This window comes from Paraburkholderia xenovorans (assembly GCF_046030735.1).
Lineage (GTDB): Bacteria > Pseudomonadota > Gammaproteobacteria > Burkholderiales > Burkholderiaceae > Paraburkholderia > Paraburkholderia xenovorans_A.
Map to the genome: position 1 here is coordinate 1 of NZ_JAQQBV010000055.1, position 18,730 is coordinate 18,730.

Annotated in this window: 15 protein-coding genes; all 15 read left to right on the forward strand. The window is 61.1% G+C overall.

Annotation, left to right across the window (positions count from 1 at the left end):
- Positions 1-49 precede the first annotated feature (49 nt).
- A complete protein-coding gene (locus PQQ51_RS32075) occupies positions 50-1,750 on the forward strand; it encodes a GMC family oxidoreductase (RefSeq protein ID WP_408501218.1) in 1,701 nt (566 codons plus the stop codon).
- 316 nt (positions 1,751-2,066) lie between these two features.
- Positions 2,067-2,846: an ABC transporter ATP-binding protein gene (locus PQQ51_RS32080; protein WP_408501219.1), complete on the forward strand. Its 780-nt coding sequence runs from the start codon at positions 2,067-2,069 to the stop codon at positions 2,844-2,846.
- Positions 2,843-3,601: an ABC transporter ATP-binding protein gene (locus tag PQQ51_RS32085; protein ID WP_408501220.1), complete on the forward strand. Its 759-nt coding sequence runs from the start codon at positions 2,843-2,845 to the stop codon at positions 3,599-3,601. The genes PQQ51_RS32080 and PQQ51_RS32085 overlap by 4 nt, the downstream gene beginning before the upstream one ends.
- Before the next feature lie 77 nt (positions 3,602-3,678).
- A complete protein-coding gene (locus PQQ51_RS32090) occupies positions 3,679-4,893 on the forward strand; it encodes an ABC transporter substrate-binding protein (RefSeq protein WP_408501221.1) in 1,215 nt (404 codons plus the stop codon).
- Positions 4,894-5,088: 195 nt separating this feature from the next.
- Positions 5,089-5,973 (forward strand): branched-chain amino acid ABC transporter permease, encoded by an 885-nt coding sequence (locus PQQ51_RS32095; RefSeq protein ID WP_408501222.1) that lies wholly within the window; start codon positions 5,089-5,091, stop codon positions 5,971-5,973.
- Positions 5,973-6,944 carry a branched-chain amino acid ABC transporter permease gene (locus tag PQQ51_RS32100; RefSeq protein WP_408501239.1) on the forward strand — a complete coding sequence of 324 codons (972 nt, stop codon included), beginning with the start codon at positions 5,973-5,975 and terminating at the stop codon, positions 6,942-6,944. The genes PQQ51_RS32095 and PQQ51_RS32100 overlap by 1 nt, the downstream gene beginning before the upstream one ends.
- 500 nt (positions 6,945-7,444) lie before the next feature.
- Positions 7,445-8,611 carry an ABC transporter substrate-binding protein gene (locus PQQ51_RS32105; protein WP_408501223.1) on the forward strand — a complete coding sequence of 389 codons (1,167 nt, stop codon included), beginning with the start codon at positions 7,445-7,447 and terminating at the stop codon, positions 8,609-8,611.
- Between the two features lie 371 nt (positions 8,612-8,982).
- Complete coding sequence (locus PQQ51_RS32110) at positions 8,983-10,143, forward strand: ABC transporter substrate-binding protein (RefSeq protein ID WP_408501224.1); 1,161 nt, start codon at positions 8,983-8,985, stop codon at positions 10,141-10,143.
- 206 nt (positions 10,144-10,349) lie between these two features.
- Positions 10,350-11,405, forward strand: a complete 1,056-nt coding sequence (locus PQQ51_RS32115; RefSeq protein ID WP_408501225.1) for a branched-chain amino acid ABC transporter permease — start codon at positions 10,350-10,352, stop codon at positions 11,403-11,405.
- A gap of 4 nt (positions 11,406-11,409) precedes the next feature.
- Entirely contained in the window at positions 11,410-13,194 is a 1,785-nt protein-coding gene (locus tag PQQ51_RS32120) for a branched-chain amino acid ABC transporter ATP-binding protein/permease (RefSeq protein ID WP_408501226.1), read from the forward strand.
- Between the two features lie 11 nt (positions 13,195-13,205).
- Positions 13,206-13,958 carry an ABC transporter ATP-binding protein gene (locus PQQ51_RS32125; protein WP_408501227.1) on the forward strand — a complete coding sequence of 251 codons (753 nt, stop codon included), beginning with the start codon at positions 13,206-13,208 and terminating at the stop codon, positions 13,956-13,958.
- Positions 13,959-14,136: 178 nt separating this feature from the next.
- A complete protein-coding gene (gene mnmG / locus PQQ51_RS32130; protein WP_408501228.1) occupies positions 14,137-16,095 on the forward strand; it encodes a tRNA uridine-5-carboxymethylaminomethyl(34) synthesis enzyme MnmG in 1,959 nt (652 codons plus the stop codon).
- Positions 16,092-16,775 carry a 16S rRNA (guanine(527)-N(7))-methyltransferase RsmG gene (gene rsmG / locus PQQ51_RS32135; RefSeq protein ID WP_408501229.1) on the forward strand — a complete coding sequence of 228 codons (684 nt, stop codon included), beginning with the start codon at positions 16,092-16,094 and terminating at the stop codon, positions 16,773-16,775. Before mnmG ends, rsmG begins: the two co-directional genes overlap by 4 nt.
- Before the next feature lie 76 nt (positions 16,776-16,851).
- Entirely contained in the window at positions 16,852-17,643 is a 792-nt protein-coding gene (locus tag PQQ51_RS32140; protein WP_408501230.1) for a ParA family protein, read from the forward strand.
- A gap of 18 nt (positions 17,644-17,661) precedes the next feature.
- Positions 17,662-18,549: a ParB/RepB/Spo0J family partition protein gene (locus tag PQQ51_RS32145; RefSeq protein WP_408501231.1), complete on the forward strand. Its 888-nt coding sequence runs from the start codon at positions 17,662-17,664 to the stop codon at positions 18,547-18,549.
- Positions 18,550-18,730: the final 181 nt, after the last annotated feature.

Genomic DNA, 18,730 nt, shown 5'->3' on the forward strand with positions numbered 1-18,730 from the left:
AGAAACACCCCAAGCGCCGCAGGCAACAAAACCTAGGAGACAGAAGAGAATGACCAAACAAACACCCCCCCGCCTGGAAGGCGAATTCGACTACATAATCGTAGGCGCGGGCACAGCCGGTTGCGTGCTCGCCAACCGCCTGACCCAGGACCCAGAAATACAAGTACTGCTATTGGAAGCCGGCGGCAAAGACGACTACCACTGGATCCACGTGCCGGTAGGCTACCTCTACTGCATAGGCAATCCCCGCACAGACTGGCTCTACAAAACGGAGCAGGAACCCGGCCTGAACGGCCGAACCCTCTCATACCCCCGCGGACGCGTACTAGGCGGCAGCTCGTCAATCAACGGCATGATCTACATGCGCGGCCAACGCGAAGACTACGACGAGTGGGCCCGCGTCACCAACGACACCGCCTGGTCCTGGAACTCGGTTCTCCCCATCTTCAAGCGCAGTGAAGACCACCACGCCGGCGCCAGCGAATCGCACGGAGCGGGCGGACCCTGGCGCGTCGAAAAGCAACGTCTCAAATGGAAGATCCTCGAGGAGTTTTCAAAGGCCGCGCAACAAACCGGCATCCCCGCTACCGACGATTTCAATCGCGGCGACAACACCGGCGTCGGCTACTTCGACGTCAATCAGAAACGCGGCATTCGCTGGAACGCATCAAAGGCATTCCTGCGCCCAGCATTAAGGCGTCCGAATCTCACCGTCATCACGGGCGCACACACTCAACGTGTCGTCTTCGATGGACGCCGCTGCACCGGCGTCGAATATCGCGGCGATAACATCGACTATTTCGCCAAAGCCCGTTGTGAAGTCATCCTCAGCTCGGGCGCGGTCAATTCGCCGCAATTGCTGGAACTCTCCGGTGTCGGCAACGGCGCGCGTCTGCAAAATCTCGGCATTGAAGTCGTCAACGATCTGCGTGGCGTCGGTGAAAATCTGCAAGACCATTTGCAGTTGCGTATGGCCTATAAAGTCGACGGCGTGCGCACCCTCAACACCGCGTCGGCGCACTGGTGGGGCAAGCTGTTGATCGGCATGCAATACGCGTTCTTTCAAAGCGGTCCGATGTCCATGTCGCCGTCGCAACTCGGCGCGTTCGCCAAGTCCAATCCCAATGATCGTTCGCTCACGCGTCCCGATCTCGAGTACCACGTGCAGCCGCTCTCGCTCGATCGCTTCGGCGAACCGCTGCATCGCTTCAATGCGTTCACGGCTTCCGTGTGCCAGTTGCGGCCCACGTCGCGCGGCAGTATTCATATCGGATCGGCCGATCCCACCGCCGCACCGTTGATCGCGCCGAATTATCTCTCCACCGATTACGACCGGCATGTCGCCGCGAACGCGCTGCGTCTCACGCGTCGTATTGCCGCGGCGCCGGCGTTGTCGCGCTATCGTCCGCAAGAGATCCTGCCCGGCATCCAGTATCAGACCGAAGAAGAGCTTCAGCAGGCCGCGGGCGCGGTCGGCACGACGATCTTTCATCCGGTCGGCACGTGCCGCATGGGTACCACCGACGACCCCGGCGCGGTCGTCGACAATCGTCTACGAGTAATCGGAGTGGAAGGGCTGCGCGTCGTCGATGCATCCGTCATGCCCAACATCACGTCGGGCAACACCAATTCGCCGACGCTGATGATCGCCGAACGCGCGAGCGAAATGATCCGCGAAGATCGACGCGCGCGCGTGGGCGGCAGCGTCGCGGCGCAAACGGGCGTTGCGCGTCCTGTGTCCGCTGTGTGACAGCGATGCCTTCCTAAGCCGGGTTCGATGCCCCATCGCGCGCATCGGACCCGGCTTGCGCACGTTGAGCAACAGCACATGTAAACCCGACTGCACCCACGCTGTACCGGCGTCATCCACTAAGTGCAAATCCCAATGAATGCGCTGCATCATTGGCGCGACAATGGCAGCCATGCTGCGTGTCGCGCCATGGATTACCGTCCGGATTGGTGCAGCACGCCAACGAGCGGCCAAGGGGTGCCGCCGTCATAACAAGTCGCGCAGCGGTTCGCGCGGAAGATCGTAGTGCTTCGCCTTACTCCGTATGGAAGGGAACATGATTCTCGGCGATACGATTCTCGAAACGCGCGGCCTCACCCGTGAGTTCAAAGGCTTTATCGCCGTGAACGGGGTGAACCTGCGCGTGCGCCGCGGTTCGATCCATGCGCTGATCGGCCCCAACGGAGCAGGCAAGACCACCTGCTTCAATCTGCTCACCAAATTTCTCGAACCCACCGCGGGTCAGATCGTCTTCAACGGTATCGACATCACGAAGGAACGCCCGGCGCAAATCGCGCGGCGCGGCATCATCCGTTCGTTCCAGATTTCCGCTGTGTTCCCACATCTGACGGCATTGCAGAACGTGCGTATCGGTCTGCAACGTCAACTCGGCACCGCTTTTCATTTCTGGAAGAGCGAACGCACGCTGCACCAACTCGACGATCGCGCGATGGACCTGCTCACCCAGGTCGGTTTGACCGATTTCGCCGATGTGTTGACGGTAGAACTCTCATACGGCCGCAAGCGCGCGCTCGAAATCGCCACCACGCTCGCGATGGAACCGGAGCTGATGCTGCTCGACGAACCGACGCAAGGGATGGGCCATGAAGACGTCGATCGCGTCACCGCGTTAATCAAGAAAGTATCGAGCGGCCGCACGATTCTGATGGTCGAGCACAACATGAATGTGATCGCCGGCATCTCCGACACGATCACGGTATTGCAGCGTGGCGAAGTGCTCGCCGAAGGCAACTACGCCGAAGTGTCGAAGAATCCGCTCGTGATGCAAGCCTATATGGGCAGCGCCGACGCGGCGCTCGCCGGAGCCCACGCATGAATACGACCGCCGAGCGGGAAAGCCTCGAAGTCAGCGACACGATGGGGAGTGCCCCCGCGCTGGAGATCGCGGGTTTGCAGGCATGGTACGGGGAGTCCCATATCCTGCATGGCGTCGATCTGACGGTGAACCGCGGCGAAGTCGTCACGCTGCTGGGCCGTAACGGCGCGGGGCGCACCACCACGCTGCGCGCGATCATGGGACTCACCGGCCGGCGCACCGGCTCGATCCGCATCGGCGGACGCGAAACCATCAACCTGCCCACGCATCGCATCGCGCATTGCGGCATCGGTTATTGCCCGGAAGAGCGCGGGATTTTTTCGAGCCTCTCGTGCGAGGAAAATCTGCTGCTGCCGCCGCCCGTCGGCGACAAGGCGCACATGATGTCGCTCGAAGAAATCTATGCGATGTTCCCGAATCTGCACGAACGTCGGATGAGCCAGGGCACCCGTCTGTCGGGCGGCGAGCAACAGATGCTGGCTGTTGCGCGCATCTTGCGCACCGGCGCGAGCCTGCTGTTGCTCGACGAAATCTCGGAAGGGCTCGCACCGGTCATCGTGCAGGCGCTCGCGCGCATGATCGTCACACTGAAGGAACGCGGCTATACGGTCGTGATGGTCGAGCAGAATTTCCGCTTTGCCGCGCCGCTTGCGGACCGCTTCTATGTGATGGAGCACGGCGGCATCGTCGAACATTTCGGGGCGAGTGAGCTCAACAGCAAGATGCCGGTATTGCACGATCTACTGGGCGTATAGCCGTAACCGCGAGCCCATGCAAGCGGAAGCGCCCCATTGCCTCTGATAACCACAAGCGAAGAAACCAGGAGACAGGAATGAAAAAGAACCCACTCGCGCGGCTTACCTCACTTTGTTTCGCGGTCGCCGCCGGCGCCGCCTTCACGATGACGAGCGCGCAAGCGGCCGACGATGCGGTGAAGATCGGCTTCATCACCGACATGTCGGGTCTGTACGCGGACATCGACGGCCAGGGCGGCCTCGAAGCGATCCGTATGGCAGTGGCGGACTTCGGCGGCAAGGTCAATGGCAAGCCGATCACGGTGGTCTATGCCGATCACCAGAACAAGGCGGATATCGCGGCCTCGCGCGCACGCGAGTGGTTCGATCGCGACGGCGTGGATTTGCTGATCGGCGGCACGAACTCGGCGACGGGTTTGTCGATGAATACCGTGGCCGGTGAAAAGAAGAAGGTGTACATCAGCATCGGCGCGGGTGCCGACACGCTGACCAACGAGCAGTGCACGCCGTACACGGTGCACTACGCGTACGACACGACGGCGCTTGCCAAAGGCACCGGTTCGGCGGTGACGAAGCAGGGCGGCAAGACGTGGTACTTCCTGACGGCCGATTACGCGTTCGGCAAGGCGCTCGAAAAGAACACGTCGGAGGTGGTGAAGGCAAACGGCGGCCAGGTGCTGGGCGCGGTGCGTCATCCGCTGTCGGCTTCGGATTTCTCGTCGTTCCTGTTGCAGGCGCAAGCGTCGAAGGCGCAGATTCTCGGCCTCGCCAACGCGGGCGGCGACACGATTAACTCGATCAAGGCAGCCAAGGAATTCGGTATCACGAAGACGATGAAACTCGCGGCGCTGCTGGTGTTCATCGACGACATCCACAGCCTCGGTCTGGAAACCACCCAGGGTCTCGTGCTGACGGACAGCTGGTACTGGAACAAGGACGCCACCACGCGCAAGTGGGCGCAACGCTACTTCGACAAGATGAAGAAGATGCCGTCGAGCCTGCAGGCCGCCGACTACTCCGCGACCATGACGTACCTGAACGCGGTGAAGGCGGTGGGCTCGACCGACTCCGACAAGGTGATGGCGCAACTGAAGAAGACCAGGATCGACGACTTCTACGCGAAGGGTTACATCCGTCAGGACGGCAGCATGATCCACGACATGTACCTGATGCAGGTGAAGACGCCGGCGGAATCCAAAGAGCCGTGGGACTACTACAAGATCACCGCGACGATCCCAGGCGAACAGGCGTTCACGACCAAAGCGGAAACGCGCTGCGCGCTGTGGAAGTAAGCGTGGTTTCATAACCAGCAAGCCGTCGACTGTTCAGGCGTGGCGTGCTTTGAGAGACGTCACGTTGGTACACAAACCGATGGCGGACCGTTTCACGTGCCGCGCGCGCCGGGGCAGTTCGAACCGCTCGCGCGCCGGCCGGATCGTGTGTCACCCGATCTCACCTTGGCAACGGGTTAAAGGGTTAAGGCTTCAATGGATATCTTTGGCATTCCGCTTCCGGCGATGCTGAGCCAACTGCTGCTAGGGCTCGTGAACGGCTCGTTCTACGCAATTCTGAGCCTCGGCCTCGCGGTGATCTTCGGCCTGCTCAACGTGATCAACTTCGCGCACGGCGCGTTGTTCATGCTCGGCGCAATGCTCGCGTGGATGGGCTTCTCGTATTTCGGTCTGCCGTACTGGGTGATGCTCGTGCTGGCGCCGCTGATCGTCGGGCTGTTCGGCATGGCGATCGAACGCTCGATGCTGCGCTGGCTGTACAAGCTCGATCATCTGTATGGGCTGCTGCTCACTTTCGGCCTGACGCTCGTCGTGGAGGGCGTGTTCCGCTCGATCTACGGATCGTCGGGCCAGCCGTACGACGTGCCGTCGGCGCTGTCCGGCGCAACCAATCTCGGCTTCATGTTCCTGCCGAACTATCGCGCGTGGGTGGTGGTCGCGTCGCTGGTGGTGTGTTTCGCGACGTGGTTCGTGATCGAGAAGACGCGTCTGGGCGCCTATCTGCGCGCCGGCACTGAGAACCCGAAGCTCGTGGAAGCGTTCGGCATCAACGTACCGCTGATGATCACGCTCACCTATGGCTTCGGCGTCGCGCTCGCGGCGTTTGCCGGCGTGCTCGCCGCGCCGGTCATTCAGGTGTCGCCGCTGATGGGCCAGCCGATGATCATCACCGTGTTCGCCGTAGTCGTGATCGGCGGCATGGGTTCGATCATGGGCTCGATCCTCACCGGTCTGCTGCTCGGCGTGATCGAAGGGTTGACGCGTGTGTTCTATCCGGAAGCGTCGGCCACCGTCGTTTTCGTGATCATGGCGCTCGTGTTGCTGGTGCGCCCGGCGGGTCTTTTCGGCAAGGAAAAATGATGCAGAGAAAAGCGCTCTACGGTCTGTTGCTGATCGTGCTTCTCGCGGTGCCGGTGCTTGGCATCTATCCGTTATTCGTGATGAAGGTGCTGTGCTTCGCGCTGTTCGCCGCGGCGTTCAACCTGCTGATCGGCTACACGGGTTTGCTGTCGTTCGGTCATGCGATGTTTCTTGCGTCGGCGGGCTACATCACCGGTTATGCGATGCAGACGCTCGGCGCCTCGCCTGAACTCGGCGTGCTCGCCGGCACCGCGGCGGCAACGTTGCTCGGTCTGATCGTGGGACTGTTCGCGATTCGCCGCCAGGGCATTTACTTCGCAATGGTGACGCTGGCGCTCGCGCAGATGGTGTACTTCGTGTTCCTGCAAGCGCCGTTCACGCACGGTGAAGACGGCCTGCAAGGCGTGCCGCGCGGCAAGCTGTTCGGTCTGCTGGATCTGTCTTCCGACGTGACGCTGTATTTCGTCGTGCTCGCGGTGATGGTGCTGGCGTTCCTGTTGATCGTGCGGATCGTGCATTCGCCGTTCGGGCAGGTGCTCGTGGCGATCAAGGAAAACGAGCCGCGTGCGGTGTCGCTCGGTTACGATACCGATCGCTTCAAGCTGCTGGCGTTCATTCTGTCGGCCGGGCTCGCGGGCCTCGCGGGCTCGCTGAAAGTGGTGGTGCAGGGCTTCGAGACCTTGAGCGACGCTTATTGGACCATGTCGGGTCTCGTGATCCTGATGACGCTGGTCGGCGGCATGGGCACGCTGTTCGGGCCGCTGCTCGGCGCGGCGCTGATCGTCGCGCTGGAAGACCGGCTCGGCGATATCGGCGGCGCGTTGGCTTCGTCGACGGGTGTCGAATGGTTCCGCTCGCTGGGCGAGTCGGTCACCATCGTTACCGGCGTGATTTTCATTGCTTGCGTGCTGGCGTTCCGGCGCGGCATTGTCGGGGAAATCATCGCGCGGGTGCGGCCGCTGCGGGCGTGAATAGGGAGTGTCTGAAATCGATTCGGTATCCGATCTATATCGGATCGATCCGGATGCTTTAAATTGCGTTACCTGCGACGATCCAAAAGGGGAATAAATACGCCCCAATTCGGTGCCGCAGTGCACCACTAGGGTAATTGCTAGTTGTAGTGCGCCAGGTGCTCGTTTAATCTTCATGCAGTTCTGATGCAGCACGAAATTTGCAGGTGGAGAACGAGGAGACAATGAGGCACTCAGTGCCCACCCGAAAGCGCTGTTGGATTGATATCCAACAGCGCTTTTTATTTGTGCCCGCGCTAAAGCCCTATTCGAATTTCTCCCGAATTCCTCAGTCCTTTTTTATTCATCGCAAAGGCTTGATTTTCACGCCTGAGCAGCCTTCAAAACGCTTGCCGCACGGGGGCTAGCTCCGCTAAACTCGCTATTCACCGACCGCTGGGTCGGGATTTAAATCTACAGATTTAAATTCAAACGGATCACGGGGCAGATAGAGGAGCGGGATGAAGTCGGCATTGCGTTGGATGAGCGCGGCGTTGGTCGCCACCGGGGTTTGCGCAGCATGGAGCAGCCATGCATTCGCGGATGTGAAAATCGGCGTCACCGTTTCGGCAACGGGGCCGGCTGCGTCGCTCGGTATTCCGGAAAAGAACACGATCGCGTTGCTGCCGAAAGAAGTGGCGGGGCAGAAGATCGACTACATCGTTCTCGACGACGCCACGGACTCGACCCAGGCCGTCAAGAACGCACGCAAGCTCACGAGCGAAGATCACGTAGACGCGCTGATCGGCTCGACCGTCGTGCCGAACTCGCTTGCAATGATCGACGTGGCCGCCGAAACCACCACGCCGATGATCTCGATGGCCGCCGCGGCCACCATCGTCGAACCGATGGATGCGAAGCGCGCATGGGTCTTCAAAACGCCGCAGAACGACATCCTGATGGCCACCGCCATTGCGCAGCACATGTCTAATCATGGCGTGAAGACGGTCGCGTTCATCGGCTTCGCGGATGCGTACGGCGAGAGCTGGTTTAAGGAATTCGGCAAGGCCGCCGAGCTCGCGAAGATCAAGATCGTCGCGAACGAGCGCTTTGCGCGTAACGATGCATCGGTGACCGGCCAGGTGCTGAAGATGATGTCGCAGAACCCGGATGCGGTGCTGATCGCGGGCGCGGGCACGCCGGCCGCATTGCCGCAGAAAACCCTCAGGGAACGCGGCTACAAGGGCAAGTACTATCAGACGCACGGCGTCGCGAATAACGACTTCCTGCGCGTGTGCGGCAAGGATTGCGACGGCACGTATCTGCCGGCCGGCCCGATTCTCGTCGCAGATCAACTGCCGGATTCAAATCCGGTCAAGAAGAGCGCGCTTGCGTATAAGCATGCGTACGAAACCGCGTACGGCGCCGGTTCGGTGTCGACGTTCGGCGGTCATGCATGGGATGCCGGCTTGCTGCTGCAACGTGCGATTCCGCTTGCGCTGAAAAAAGGCGAGCCCGGCACGCCGGCGTTCCGCGAGGCGCTGCGCGCCGCGCTGGAAAGCACCAAAGATTTGCCCGCTGCCCACGGCATCTTCAACATGAGCGCGAACGATCACGCTGGCCTCGACCAGCGGGCGCGTGTGATGGTGGAGATTGTCGGCGGCAAGTGGAAGTTGGCCGGCGACTGAGCGAAGGCGAAGCGATACGGAACCTCACCTGAAAAAGACGCGTGCAAATGACGCGTCTTTTTTATTGCGCGCGCGGCGTGAAAAGTGTGGTTCAGCCGCTTCAGGACAAACCCGCATTGGGGCGACAGTCTATTGACCGTCGTCGATGCAGAACGCAATACTACTAACATGTTAGTAGTTTATTGAACACCCGATCGACGAGCGGAATTCGCAGTAGCAGTACGGAGCAGGTAGTGACACTAAAGCGGCGAGGGTATTCACGCTGAGCAGGGAAAACCATGCTTGGCACACCTGAACCCAATAACTAGATTCAGACACCCGGCCCATGAGCCGGATTCAGATACGCGTTTCAAAGCGTTTGGAGACTTGCAATGAAAAACACAAAGCAATGGGTTCGCACCGGCATCGCGATGGCGCTGATGTGCGGCGCGGGCGCCGCTCTCGCGCAGGTGAAAATCGGCGTTACGTTGTCCACTACCGGGCCGGCTGCATCGCTCGGGATTCCTGAAAAGAACACGATTGCACTGCTGCCGAAAGAGATCGGCGGCAAGACCGTGCAATACATCGTGCTCGACGATGCATCGGATACCGGCAAGGCCGTGCAGAACACGCGCAAGCTGATTGACGAAGACCACGTCGACGCGATCATCGGTTCGACCGTCACGCCGAACTCGCTGGCGATGCTCGACGCCGCGTCCGAAGGCAAGACGCCGGTGATCTCGCTGGCCGCTTCGGCCGCGATCATTTCGCCGATGGACGCGAAGCGCGCATGGGCGTTCAAACCGCCGCAAAACGACAGCCTGATGGCGGATGCGATCGCCGACTACATGGAGCGCCACGGCGTGAAGACGGTGGGCTTCATCGGTTTCGCGGATGCGTACGGCGACGGCTGGAACAACGTGTTCACCGCCGCGGCCGCCGCGCACCATCTGAAGATCGTGTCCAACGAGCGCTTCAACCGCACCGACGCGTCGGTGACCGGCCAGGTGCTGAAGACGATCGGCGCGAATCCGGATGCGGTGCTGATCGCCGGCGCGGGCACGCCGTCCGCGCTGCCGGCCAAGACGCTGAAGGAGCGCGGCTACAAGGGCAAGGTCTATCAGACGCACGGTGTCGCCAACAACGACTTCCTGCGCGTGTGCGCGAAGGATTGCGAAGGCGAGTTCCTGCCGGCCGGCCCGATTCTCGTGGCGGATCAGTTGCCGGATTCGAATCCGGTGAAGAAGTCGTCGCTGGCGTACAAGGCGGCCTATGAGAAAGCGTACGGCGCGGGCTCGGTGGCGACATTCGGCGGCCATGCATGGGATGCCGGCCAGATGCTGCAAGTGGCGATTCCGGAGGCGCTGAAGACCGCTCAACCGGGCACCGAGGCTTTCCGTGTCGCGCTGCGTGGCGCGCTCGAAAGCATCAAGGAGCTGCCGGTTTCGCACGGCATCATGAACACGACGACGACCGACCACAACGGCCTCGACAAGCGTGCACGCGTGATCGTGCAGATCGTCGACGGCAAGTGGAAGCTGCAGAACGACTAACAAAAAGAGCGGTACGCGCCTCTCGCGCAAACGTGCGGCATATCACGCCGCATTGCCATTCTGTTCGATGACAATGGCATCGACCGCCGCGCCGTGTTCCGGTGCGGCGGTCGCTTTTTCTGGCATTGCAGGTCGGCGGCCGGCCTGGGGTTTTGCCGCCGCGACTGTCTCCCGGTTTCGATTTCGACGCTTCAGGACGAGGAAGTATGGATCTATCAATTGCGGCGATCCTCGCGCAGGACGGCATCACCACCGGCGCGATCTACGCGCTGCTCGCACTCGCGCTGGTGCTGGTGTTCTCCGTGACGCGGGTGATCTTCATCCCGCAGGGTGAGTTTGTTTCGTATGGCGCGCTGACGCTCGCCGCACTCCAGACACAGAAATTTCCGGCGACATGCTGGCTGCTGATGGCGATGGGCGCGGCGTGTTTTGTTGTCGAGATAGCGGGGCTGGTGCGGCATGCCGAGCGGCGTCGGCATGCGGCGCGTACGCTCGTGATGCTGGCCGGCAAATATCTGCTGTTTCCGGTCGCCGTTTATGCGCTCACGCAAGGCGTCTTCCAGCATCCGTTGCCGATGCTCGCGCAGATCGCGCTGACCTTGCTGATCGTGATTCCGATGGGGCCGTTCGTGTACCGGCTCGCGTACGAACCGATCGCCGAAGCAACCACGCTGCTGCTGCTGATCGTCGCGGTGGCGGTGCACTTCGCGATGGTCGGTCTCGGGCTCGTGATGTTCGGCGCGGAAGGTTCGCGCACCACCGCATTTTCGGACGCGACCTTCAACCTCGGCAGCCTGTCGATTTCCGGGCAGAGCCTGTGGGTGGTCGGCACGGCCGTCGTGTTGATCGGCGCGCTGTATCTGTACTTCGATCGCTCGATCTCCGGCAAGGCATTGCGCGCGACTTCGGTGAACCGGCTCGGCGCGCGGCTCGTCGGCATCGGCACAACGCAGGCGGGGCGCCTCGCGTTCACGCTCGCTGCGGGCCTCGGCGCGCTGTGCGGCATCCTTGTCGCGCCCTTGACCACCATCTACTACGACTCGGGCTTCCTGATCGGTCTGAAGGGCTTCGTGGGCGCGATCATCGGCGGTCTGGTCAGTTATCCGCTGGCGGCCGCGGGCTCGATTCTGGTCGGCTTGCTGGAATCATATTCGTCGTTCTGGGCGAGCGCTTACAAGGAAGTGATCGTGTTCACGCTGATCATCCCGGTGCTGCTGTGGCGCAGTTTGGCCAGCCCGCACTCGGAAGAAGAAGAGGAGTGACACGATGAAACGGATCATGCAAAACAAGTTCTTCTGGCTGTTCCTCGTCGTGCTGTTCGCGCTGCCTGTGCTGCCGCAGCCGATTCATGTGCCCGAGTATTGGGTGACGCTGCTCAATTACATCGGCCTGTATTCGATCGTCGCGATCGGCCTAGTACTGCTGACGGGCATCGGCGGAATGACGAGCTTCGGGCAGGCGGCGTTCGTCGGCATCGGTGCGTATGCGACCGCGTATCTGACGACTGCGTATGGCGTCTCGCCGTGGCTCGCGCTGATCGCCGGGGTAGTCGTGACGGCGTTGATCGCGCTGATGCTCGGACTTGTGACGATGCGTCTGTCCGGGCACTTCCTGCCGCTCGGCACGATCGCGTGGGGCCTCGCGCTGTTTTATCTGTTCGGCAATCTGGAGATGCTCGGCAAGTACGACGGCATCAACGGCATTCCCGTGCTGAATGTTTTCGGCATCAATCTCGAGTCCGGCCGCCATATTTATTACCTGATCTGGCTGGTCGTCCTCGGGGCGGTGATTTCTGTTCAGAATCTGCTTAATAGCCGGCCGGGAAGGGCGATCCGCGCGTTGCGCGGCGGCGGCATGATGGCCGAGGCGATGGGCGTGAACACCGGCTGGATGCGTGTGGTGATCTTTGTGTATGCGGCTGTGCTGGCGTCGATTTCGGGCTTTCTCTACGCGCATCTGCAACGTGCGGTGAATCCGACGCCGTTTGGTTTGAATCACGGCATCGAGTTTCTGTTCATGGCGGTAGTCGGTGGGGTGTCGCATGTGTGGGGCGCGGTGCTCGGCGCGGCGATCCTGACCGTGTTGCAGGACTATCTGCAGACGCTGCTGCCGAAGCTGCTCGGTGAAAACGGCAACTTCGAAGTGATCGTGTTCGGCATCCTGATGGTGCTGTTGCTGCAATACGCTCGCCAGGGCGTATGGCCGTTCGTCGCTCGGTTTTTCCCGAAGGGCCCACGTGCGCATCTGTCGGATCATGCGGAGCCGTTGCCGCAACGTAGCAAGCCGGCCACCGGCGAAAATCTGCTGACGGTCAACAAGGCGCGCAAGCAATTCGGCGGGCTGGTCGCGGTGAACGATGTCAGTTTTGAAGTGAAGGCAGGGCAGATCATCGGCTTGATCGGTCCGAACGGCGCAGGCAAATCGACGACCTTCAATCTGGTCACCGGCGTGTTGCAGGCGACCAGCGGCGAAATCACGTTCCGCGGCGAACGGATTGACGCGCTCAATTCACGTGAAATCGTCAAACGCGGGATCGGGCGCACGTTTCAGCACGTCAAGCTGCTGCCCGGAATGACGGTGCTGGAGAACGTGGCAATCGGCGCGCATCTGCGAGGTCAGGCGGGTGTCTGGCGCAGCGTCGTTCGGCTGAATGGTGCGGAAGAGGCGCGCTTGATGGCGGAAGCCGCGCGGCAGATTCGTCGCGTCGGCCTCGAACAGCACATGTACGACGAAGCGGGCAGCCTGGCGTTGGGGCAGCAGCGGATTCTCGAAATCGCACGGGCGCTGTGCTGCGATCCCACTTTGTTGTTGCTGGACGAACCGGCTGCAGGGCTGCGTTATCAGGAAAAGCTGCAACTCGCCGACTTGCTGCGTCGGCTGAAGGCCGAGGGGATGAGCGTGTTGCTGGTCGAACACGATATGGACTTCGTGATGAATCTCACCGACCGGCTGGTGGTGATGGAGTTCGGCACGCGCATCGCCGAAGGTTTGCCGCAGGAAGTTCAGCAGGATCCGGCCGTGCTCGAAGCGTATCTCGGCGGGGTGGAATGATGGAGAACACGATGAATACCGCTGCACCGATTCTCGAAGTGGATGGCTTGTCGGTCCGCTATGGCAAGGTCGAAGCGCTGCACGGCGCGGCGCTCAAGGTGCGTGCTGGGCAGATCGTATCGGTGATCGGACCGAACGGCGCCGGTAAGTCCACGCTGCTTAACGCCATCATGGGTGCGCTGCCGACGACGGGTCATGCGAAAGGTGCGATTCGCTATCAGGGCGAAGAGGTGAGCGCGGTTCCTGTGGAAAAGCGCGTCGCGCGTGGTATGTGTCTGGTGCCGGAAAAGCGCGAGCTGTTTGCATCGATGACGGTCGAGGACAACCTGGTCCTCGGCGCCTATCGGCGCAAGCGGGCAGGGGAGCGTAATTTCCTCGATCAGCTTGAACCGGTCTTTACGCTGTTTCCGCGCTTGAAGGAGCGGCGGAAGCAGGCGGCCGGGACATTGTCGGGTGGTGAGCGGCAGATGCTGGCGGTGGGACGTGCGTTGATGGGCAAGCCTGATCTGTTGATGCTCGATGAGCCGAGCTTGGGTCTCGCGCCGCTGATCGTCAAAGAAATCTTCCACATCATCAGCGCGCTACGGCAGACCGGCGTTGCGACGTTGCTGATCGAGCAGAACGCGCGTGCTGCGCTGCAAATTTCCGACTACGGTTATGTGCTCGAAACCGGTGAACTCGCGCTAGAAGGGCCAGCCGCCGATCTCGCGCAGAACCCGCGTGTGATCGAAACCTATCTGGGGCTGGCAAAAAAAGTGGCTTAGCCTCGCCGTCTGTTTTCGGTTCTCGTTGCAATTTAAGGCGGTGTGTTTCACGTGAAACACACCGCTTTTTTCATGGTTAGCCATTCGGACGAAATTCGGGCCGAAACCGAACCCGTTATAATTCGCCCATACATTTTCCTCTGAAAGGCTCACGCGACGATCTGGCGTGAGATCCGCGATGCTTTTTCCCACAGAATTTGACGTAATCGTCGTCGGCGGCGGGCATGCCGGCACGGAAGCCGCATTGGCTTCTGCGCGCATGGGCAATAAAACGCTCCTGCTGACACACAACATCGAAACGCTCGGTCAGATGAGCTGCAACCCGTCCATTGGCGGGATTGGCAAGGGCCATCTGGTGAAAGAAGTCGATGCGCTCGGCGGGGCGATGGCCGCCGCGACGGACGAGGGCGGAATCCAGTTCCGCATCCTCAATTCGTCGAAAGGGCCGGCCGTGCGCGCGACGCGCGCGCAGGCCGACCGTCTGCTGTACAAGCAGGCGATCCGGCATCGGCTGGAAAATCAGCCGAACCTGTGGCTATTTCAGCAAGCGGTCGATGATTTGATGGTGGAAGGCGATCGCGTGGTCGGCGCGGTGACGCAAGTCGGGATTCGATTCCGGTCGCGCGCGGTCGTGCTGACAGCCGGCACTTTCCTCGACGGCAAGATCCACGTGGGCTTGAACAACTACACCGGCGGACGGGCGGGCGATCCGGCGTCGGTGTCGCTGTCCGCGCGTCTGAAGGAACTGAAACTGCCGCAAGGGCGCCTGAAGACCGGGACGCCGCCGCGTATCGACGGTCGCACGATCGATTTTTCGAAGCTGGAAGAGCAGCCGGGCGATCTGGATCCGGTGCCGGTGTTCTCGTTTCTTGGCCGTGTGGAACAGCATCCGCGGCAAGTGCCTTGCTGGGTCACGCATACCAATCAGCGCACGCACGACATTATTCGCGGTGGGCTGGATCGGTCGCCGATGTACACCGGCGTGATCGAGGGAGTGGGGCCGCGCTATTGCCCGTCGATTGAGGACAAGATTCACCGATTTGCTTCGAAGGAATCGCATCAGATCTTTCTCGAACCGGAAGGGCTGACCACGAACGAGTTCTATCCGAATGGAATCTCGACCAGTCTGCCTTTTGATGTGCAACTGGAATTGGTTCGTTCGATGCAAGGTCTCGAGCACGCGCATATCCTGCGTCCGGGCTACGCGATCGAATACGACTACTTCGATCCGCGCGGATTAAAGGCTTCGCTGGAAACCAAGGTGATTACCGGGCTGTTCTTTGCGGGACAGATCAATGGGACCACTGGTTACGAGGAGGCGGCAGCGCAAGGTTTGCTTGCCGGCATCAACGCCGGGCTGTTCGTTCAAGGCAAGGATGCGTGGTGTCCGCGCCGTGATCAGGCCTATCTTGGCGTACTGGTCGACGACCTGGTGACCCGTGGCGTGTCTGAACCCTATCGGATGTTCACAAGCCGTGCCGAATACCGTTTGAGCCTGCGCGAAGACAATGCTGATATGCGTCTGACGGAAATCGGTCGCGAACTCGGCGTTGTGGATGACATTCGCTGGGACGCGTTCAGCCGCAAACGTGACGCTGTTTCACGTGAAACAGAGCGCCTTCGGACAACGTGGGTCAATCCTAAGACATTACCCGCAGACGAAGCCACCGCTTTGCTGGGCAAACCGATTGACCACGAATACAGCCTCGCTGACTTGCTGCGCCGTCCGGGCGTGACCTACGACGGCGTTTGCGGTCTGCGTGGAGGCGAGTGTGCTGCGCCCGAAACGCTCGCCGAAGACGACGTGTTGCTCGCTCAGATCAGGGAGCAGATCGAGATCGGCATCAAATACCAAGGTTATATCGACCGTCAGGCCGGTGAGATTGAGCGCAACGAAGCTCACGAGAGCACCCGTTTGCCGGAAGGTCTGGATTACGCCGAAGTAAGAGGGCTGTCGTTCGAAGCACGCCAGAAATTGACGCAATTCCGTCCTGAAACCATCGGTCAGGCGTCGCGTATCTCGGGCATTACGCCAGCGGCGATTTCACTGCTGATGGTTCACCTGAAGCGCGGCCTCGGGCGCCGGTCGACGAAACCCGCCGGGCCCGGCACTGACAGCACGCCGGTGGCGCAATGACGGTGAGCCAGAAGGGAAGTGGCCGGGAAGCATTAGCGCCGTTGTTGACGGACGGCGTTCGCGAGCTAGGGCTTAAGCTGAGCGACGCGCAACTCGGCAAGCTGCTGGATTACGTCGCGTTGCTCTCGAAGTGGAATGCGGTCTACAACCTCACGGCGATCCGCGATCCGCGGCAAATGCTGATTCAGCACATCCTGGATTCGCTGTCGATCGTGCCGCATCTCGCACCGCGGGGTCCTTCGTCGGTGCTCGATGTGGGGTCCGGTGGCGGCTTGCCTGGCATCGTGCTGGCGATCGTTTTGCCGGAATGGACTGTCGCCACCAACGACATCGTCCATAAGAAGACCGCGTTCCAGGCGCAGGCGAAGGCCGAACTCGGTCTGGCGAATCTGTCGGTGGTCACGGGACGAGTCGAGACTTTGCAATCGGGCGCCGAAGTACCCGCAAAGTTCGACGTAATCGTCTCGCGCGCATTCGCAGAACTCGCGGATTTCGTTACACTGGCCCGTCATCTGGTTGCGGAGCAGGGCGCGATCTGGGCGATGAAGGGAGTACGTCCGGAAGGCGAGATCGAACGCTTGCCGTCCGGCGCCCACGTGGAACAGATCATCCGGCTGAACGTGCCGTCGCTCGACGCTGAACGGCATCTGATCAAGGTTCTCGTCGACGCCGACAGCTAACCGTTACGGCAGATCCGGCAACCGTAGCAAACCGCTTTTAATTTTCATTCCAGGCAGCAAAAGGGACACACCAACGATGGCAAAAATCTTCTGCGTTGCGAACCAGAAAGGCGGCGTCGGAAAGACGACGACCACAGTCAATCTGGCCGCGAGCTTGGCAGCGCAGGGACAGCGGGTCCTTCTCATCGACCTGGACCCGCAAGGCAATGCCACGATGGGCAGCGGCATCGACAAGGCGGCGTGCGCGAATACAGTCTACGAAGTACTCGTAGACGGCGTTGCGGTGGCGGATGCGCGCGTGCGTCCGGAAGCGGTGGGCTACGATGTCGTGCCTGCGAACCGCGAGCTGGCGGGCGCCGAAGTCGAACTGGTCAGCGTGCAGAATCGCGAGCGTCAGCTGAAAGCGGCGCTGGCGAGCGTCGAAGGCGAATACGATTTCGTGCTGATCGATTGCCCGCCGGCTTTGTCGCTACTGACGCTCAACGGCCTGTGCGCCGCGCATGGGGTGGTGATCCCGATGCAGTGCGAGTACTTCGCGCTCGAGGGGTTGTCGGACCTCGTCAACACGATCAAGCAGGTGCATGCGAACCTGAATCGCGACCTGAAGGTGATCGGTCTGTTGCGCGTGATGTTCGATCCGCGCATTACGCTGCAACAGCAAGTGTCGGATCAATTGAAAGAGCATTTCGGCGACAAGGTGTTCGACGCGGTGATTCCACGCAACGTGCGTCTCGCGGAAGCGCCGAGTTATGGTTTGCCGGGCGTGGTGTTCGACAGAGCGTCGCGCGGCGCGCAGGCCTATGTGCAGTTCGGCGCGGAAATGATTGAGCGGGTGCGCGCATTGAACGATGCGCCGCTGGCATCCTAAGCGGATCGAGGAAGCACGATGAATGCAGTAGCAAGAAAGAAGGGATTGGGCCGTGGTCTGGAGGCATTGCTTGGCGGTAGCGCGGACATCACCGAAGCAGTGACGATCGAGGGCGCGCCGAACGTGCTGCCGCTCAGCAAGCTGCAGGCCGGTAAATACCAGCCGCGCACGCGCATGGACGAAGGCGCGTTGCAGGAGCTCGCTGCGAGTATCCGTGCGCAGGGTCTGATGCAGCCGATCCTCGTGCGGCCGGTGTCAGCGGACAAGTACGAAATCATTGCCGGCGAACGGCGGTTTCGCGCCGCGCGCCTCGCCGGCCTCGACGAAGTGCCTGTGCTGGTGAAGGACGTGCCGGACCAGGCCGCCGCAGCGATGGCGCTGATTGAGAACATTCAGCGCGAAGATCTGAATCCTCTGGAAGAAGCGCAGGGCATCCAGCGCTTGCTCGACGAATTCAACTTCACGCACGAGCAGGCGGCTGAGTCGGTCGGCCGTTCGCGCAGCGCGGTGTCGAACCTGTTGCGCCTGCTGAATCTGGCATCGCCCGTTCAGACGATGTTGCTCGCCGGCGATCTCGACATGGGCCACGCGCGCGCGCTGCTGGCCGTCGACGCCGCCACGCAGATCACGCTGGCGAACCAGGTCGTCAACAAGCGGATGTCGGTACGCGAAACCGAAAAGCTGGTGACGACGATCACCAAGGCAGCGCCCGCGGTGAAAGCGCGCGCGAACCAGGATGGCGGGCGCGATACGCGACGCCTCGAAGAGGAATTGTCGGATCTGCTCGCGGCAACCGTGAAAATCAAACTGGGTCGCCGTGGGCGTGGACAGGTGCTGGTGGATTTCGGCGATCTCGACGCGTTGGAAGGTATTCTTGTTCGCTTGCGGGGCAACGCAACAGCTTGATGTCTGACGCGCAACGCTTGCGATGTGTCGGAACGACATTCGCAAGCGGCTCCCGCGCGCGTCGCGTCGCGGTAAAGGGGATTGGAAGCGTATTTCCGAAGAATGCGTCAAAGCGTCGCAGAGGGTTCGCGAGCCGCTTGCATTTAACGGGGATTCCTAACTAAATCCTCGCGACTTGTCG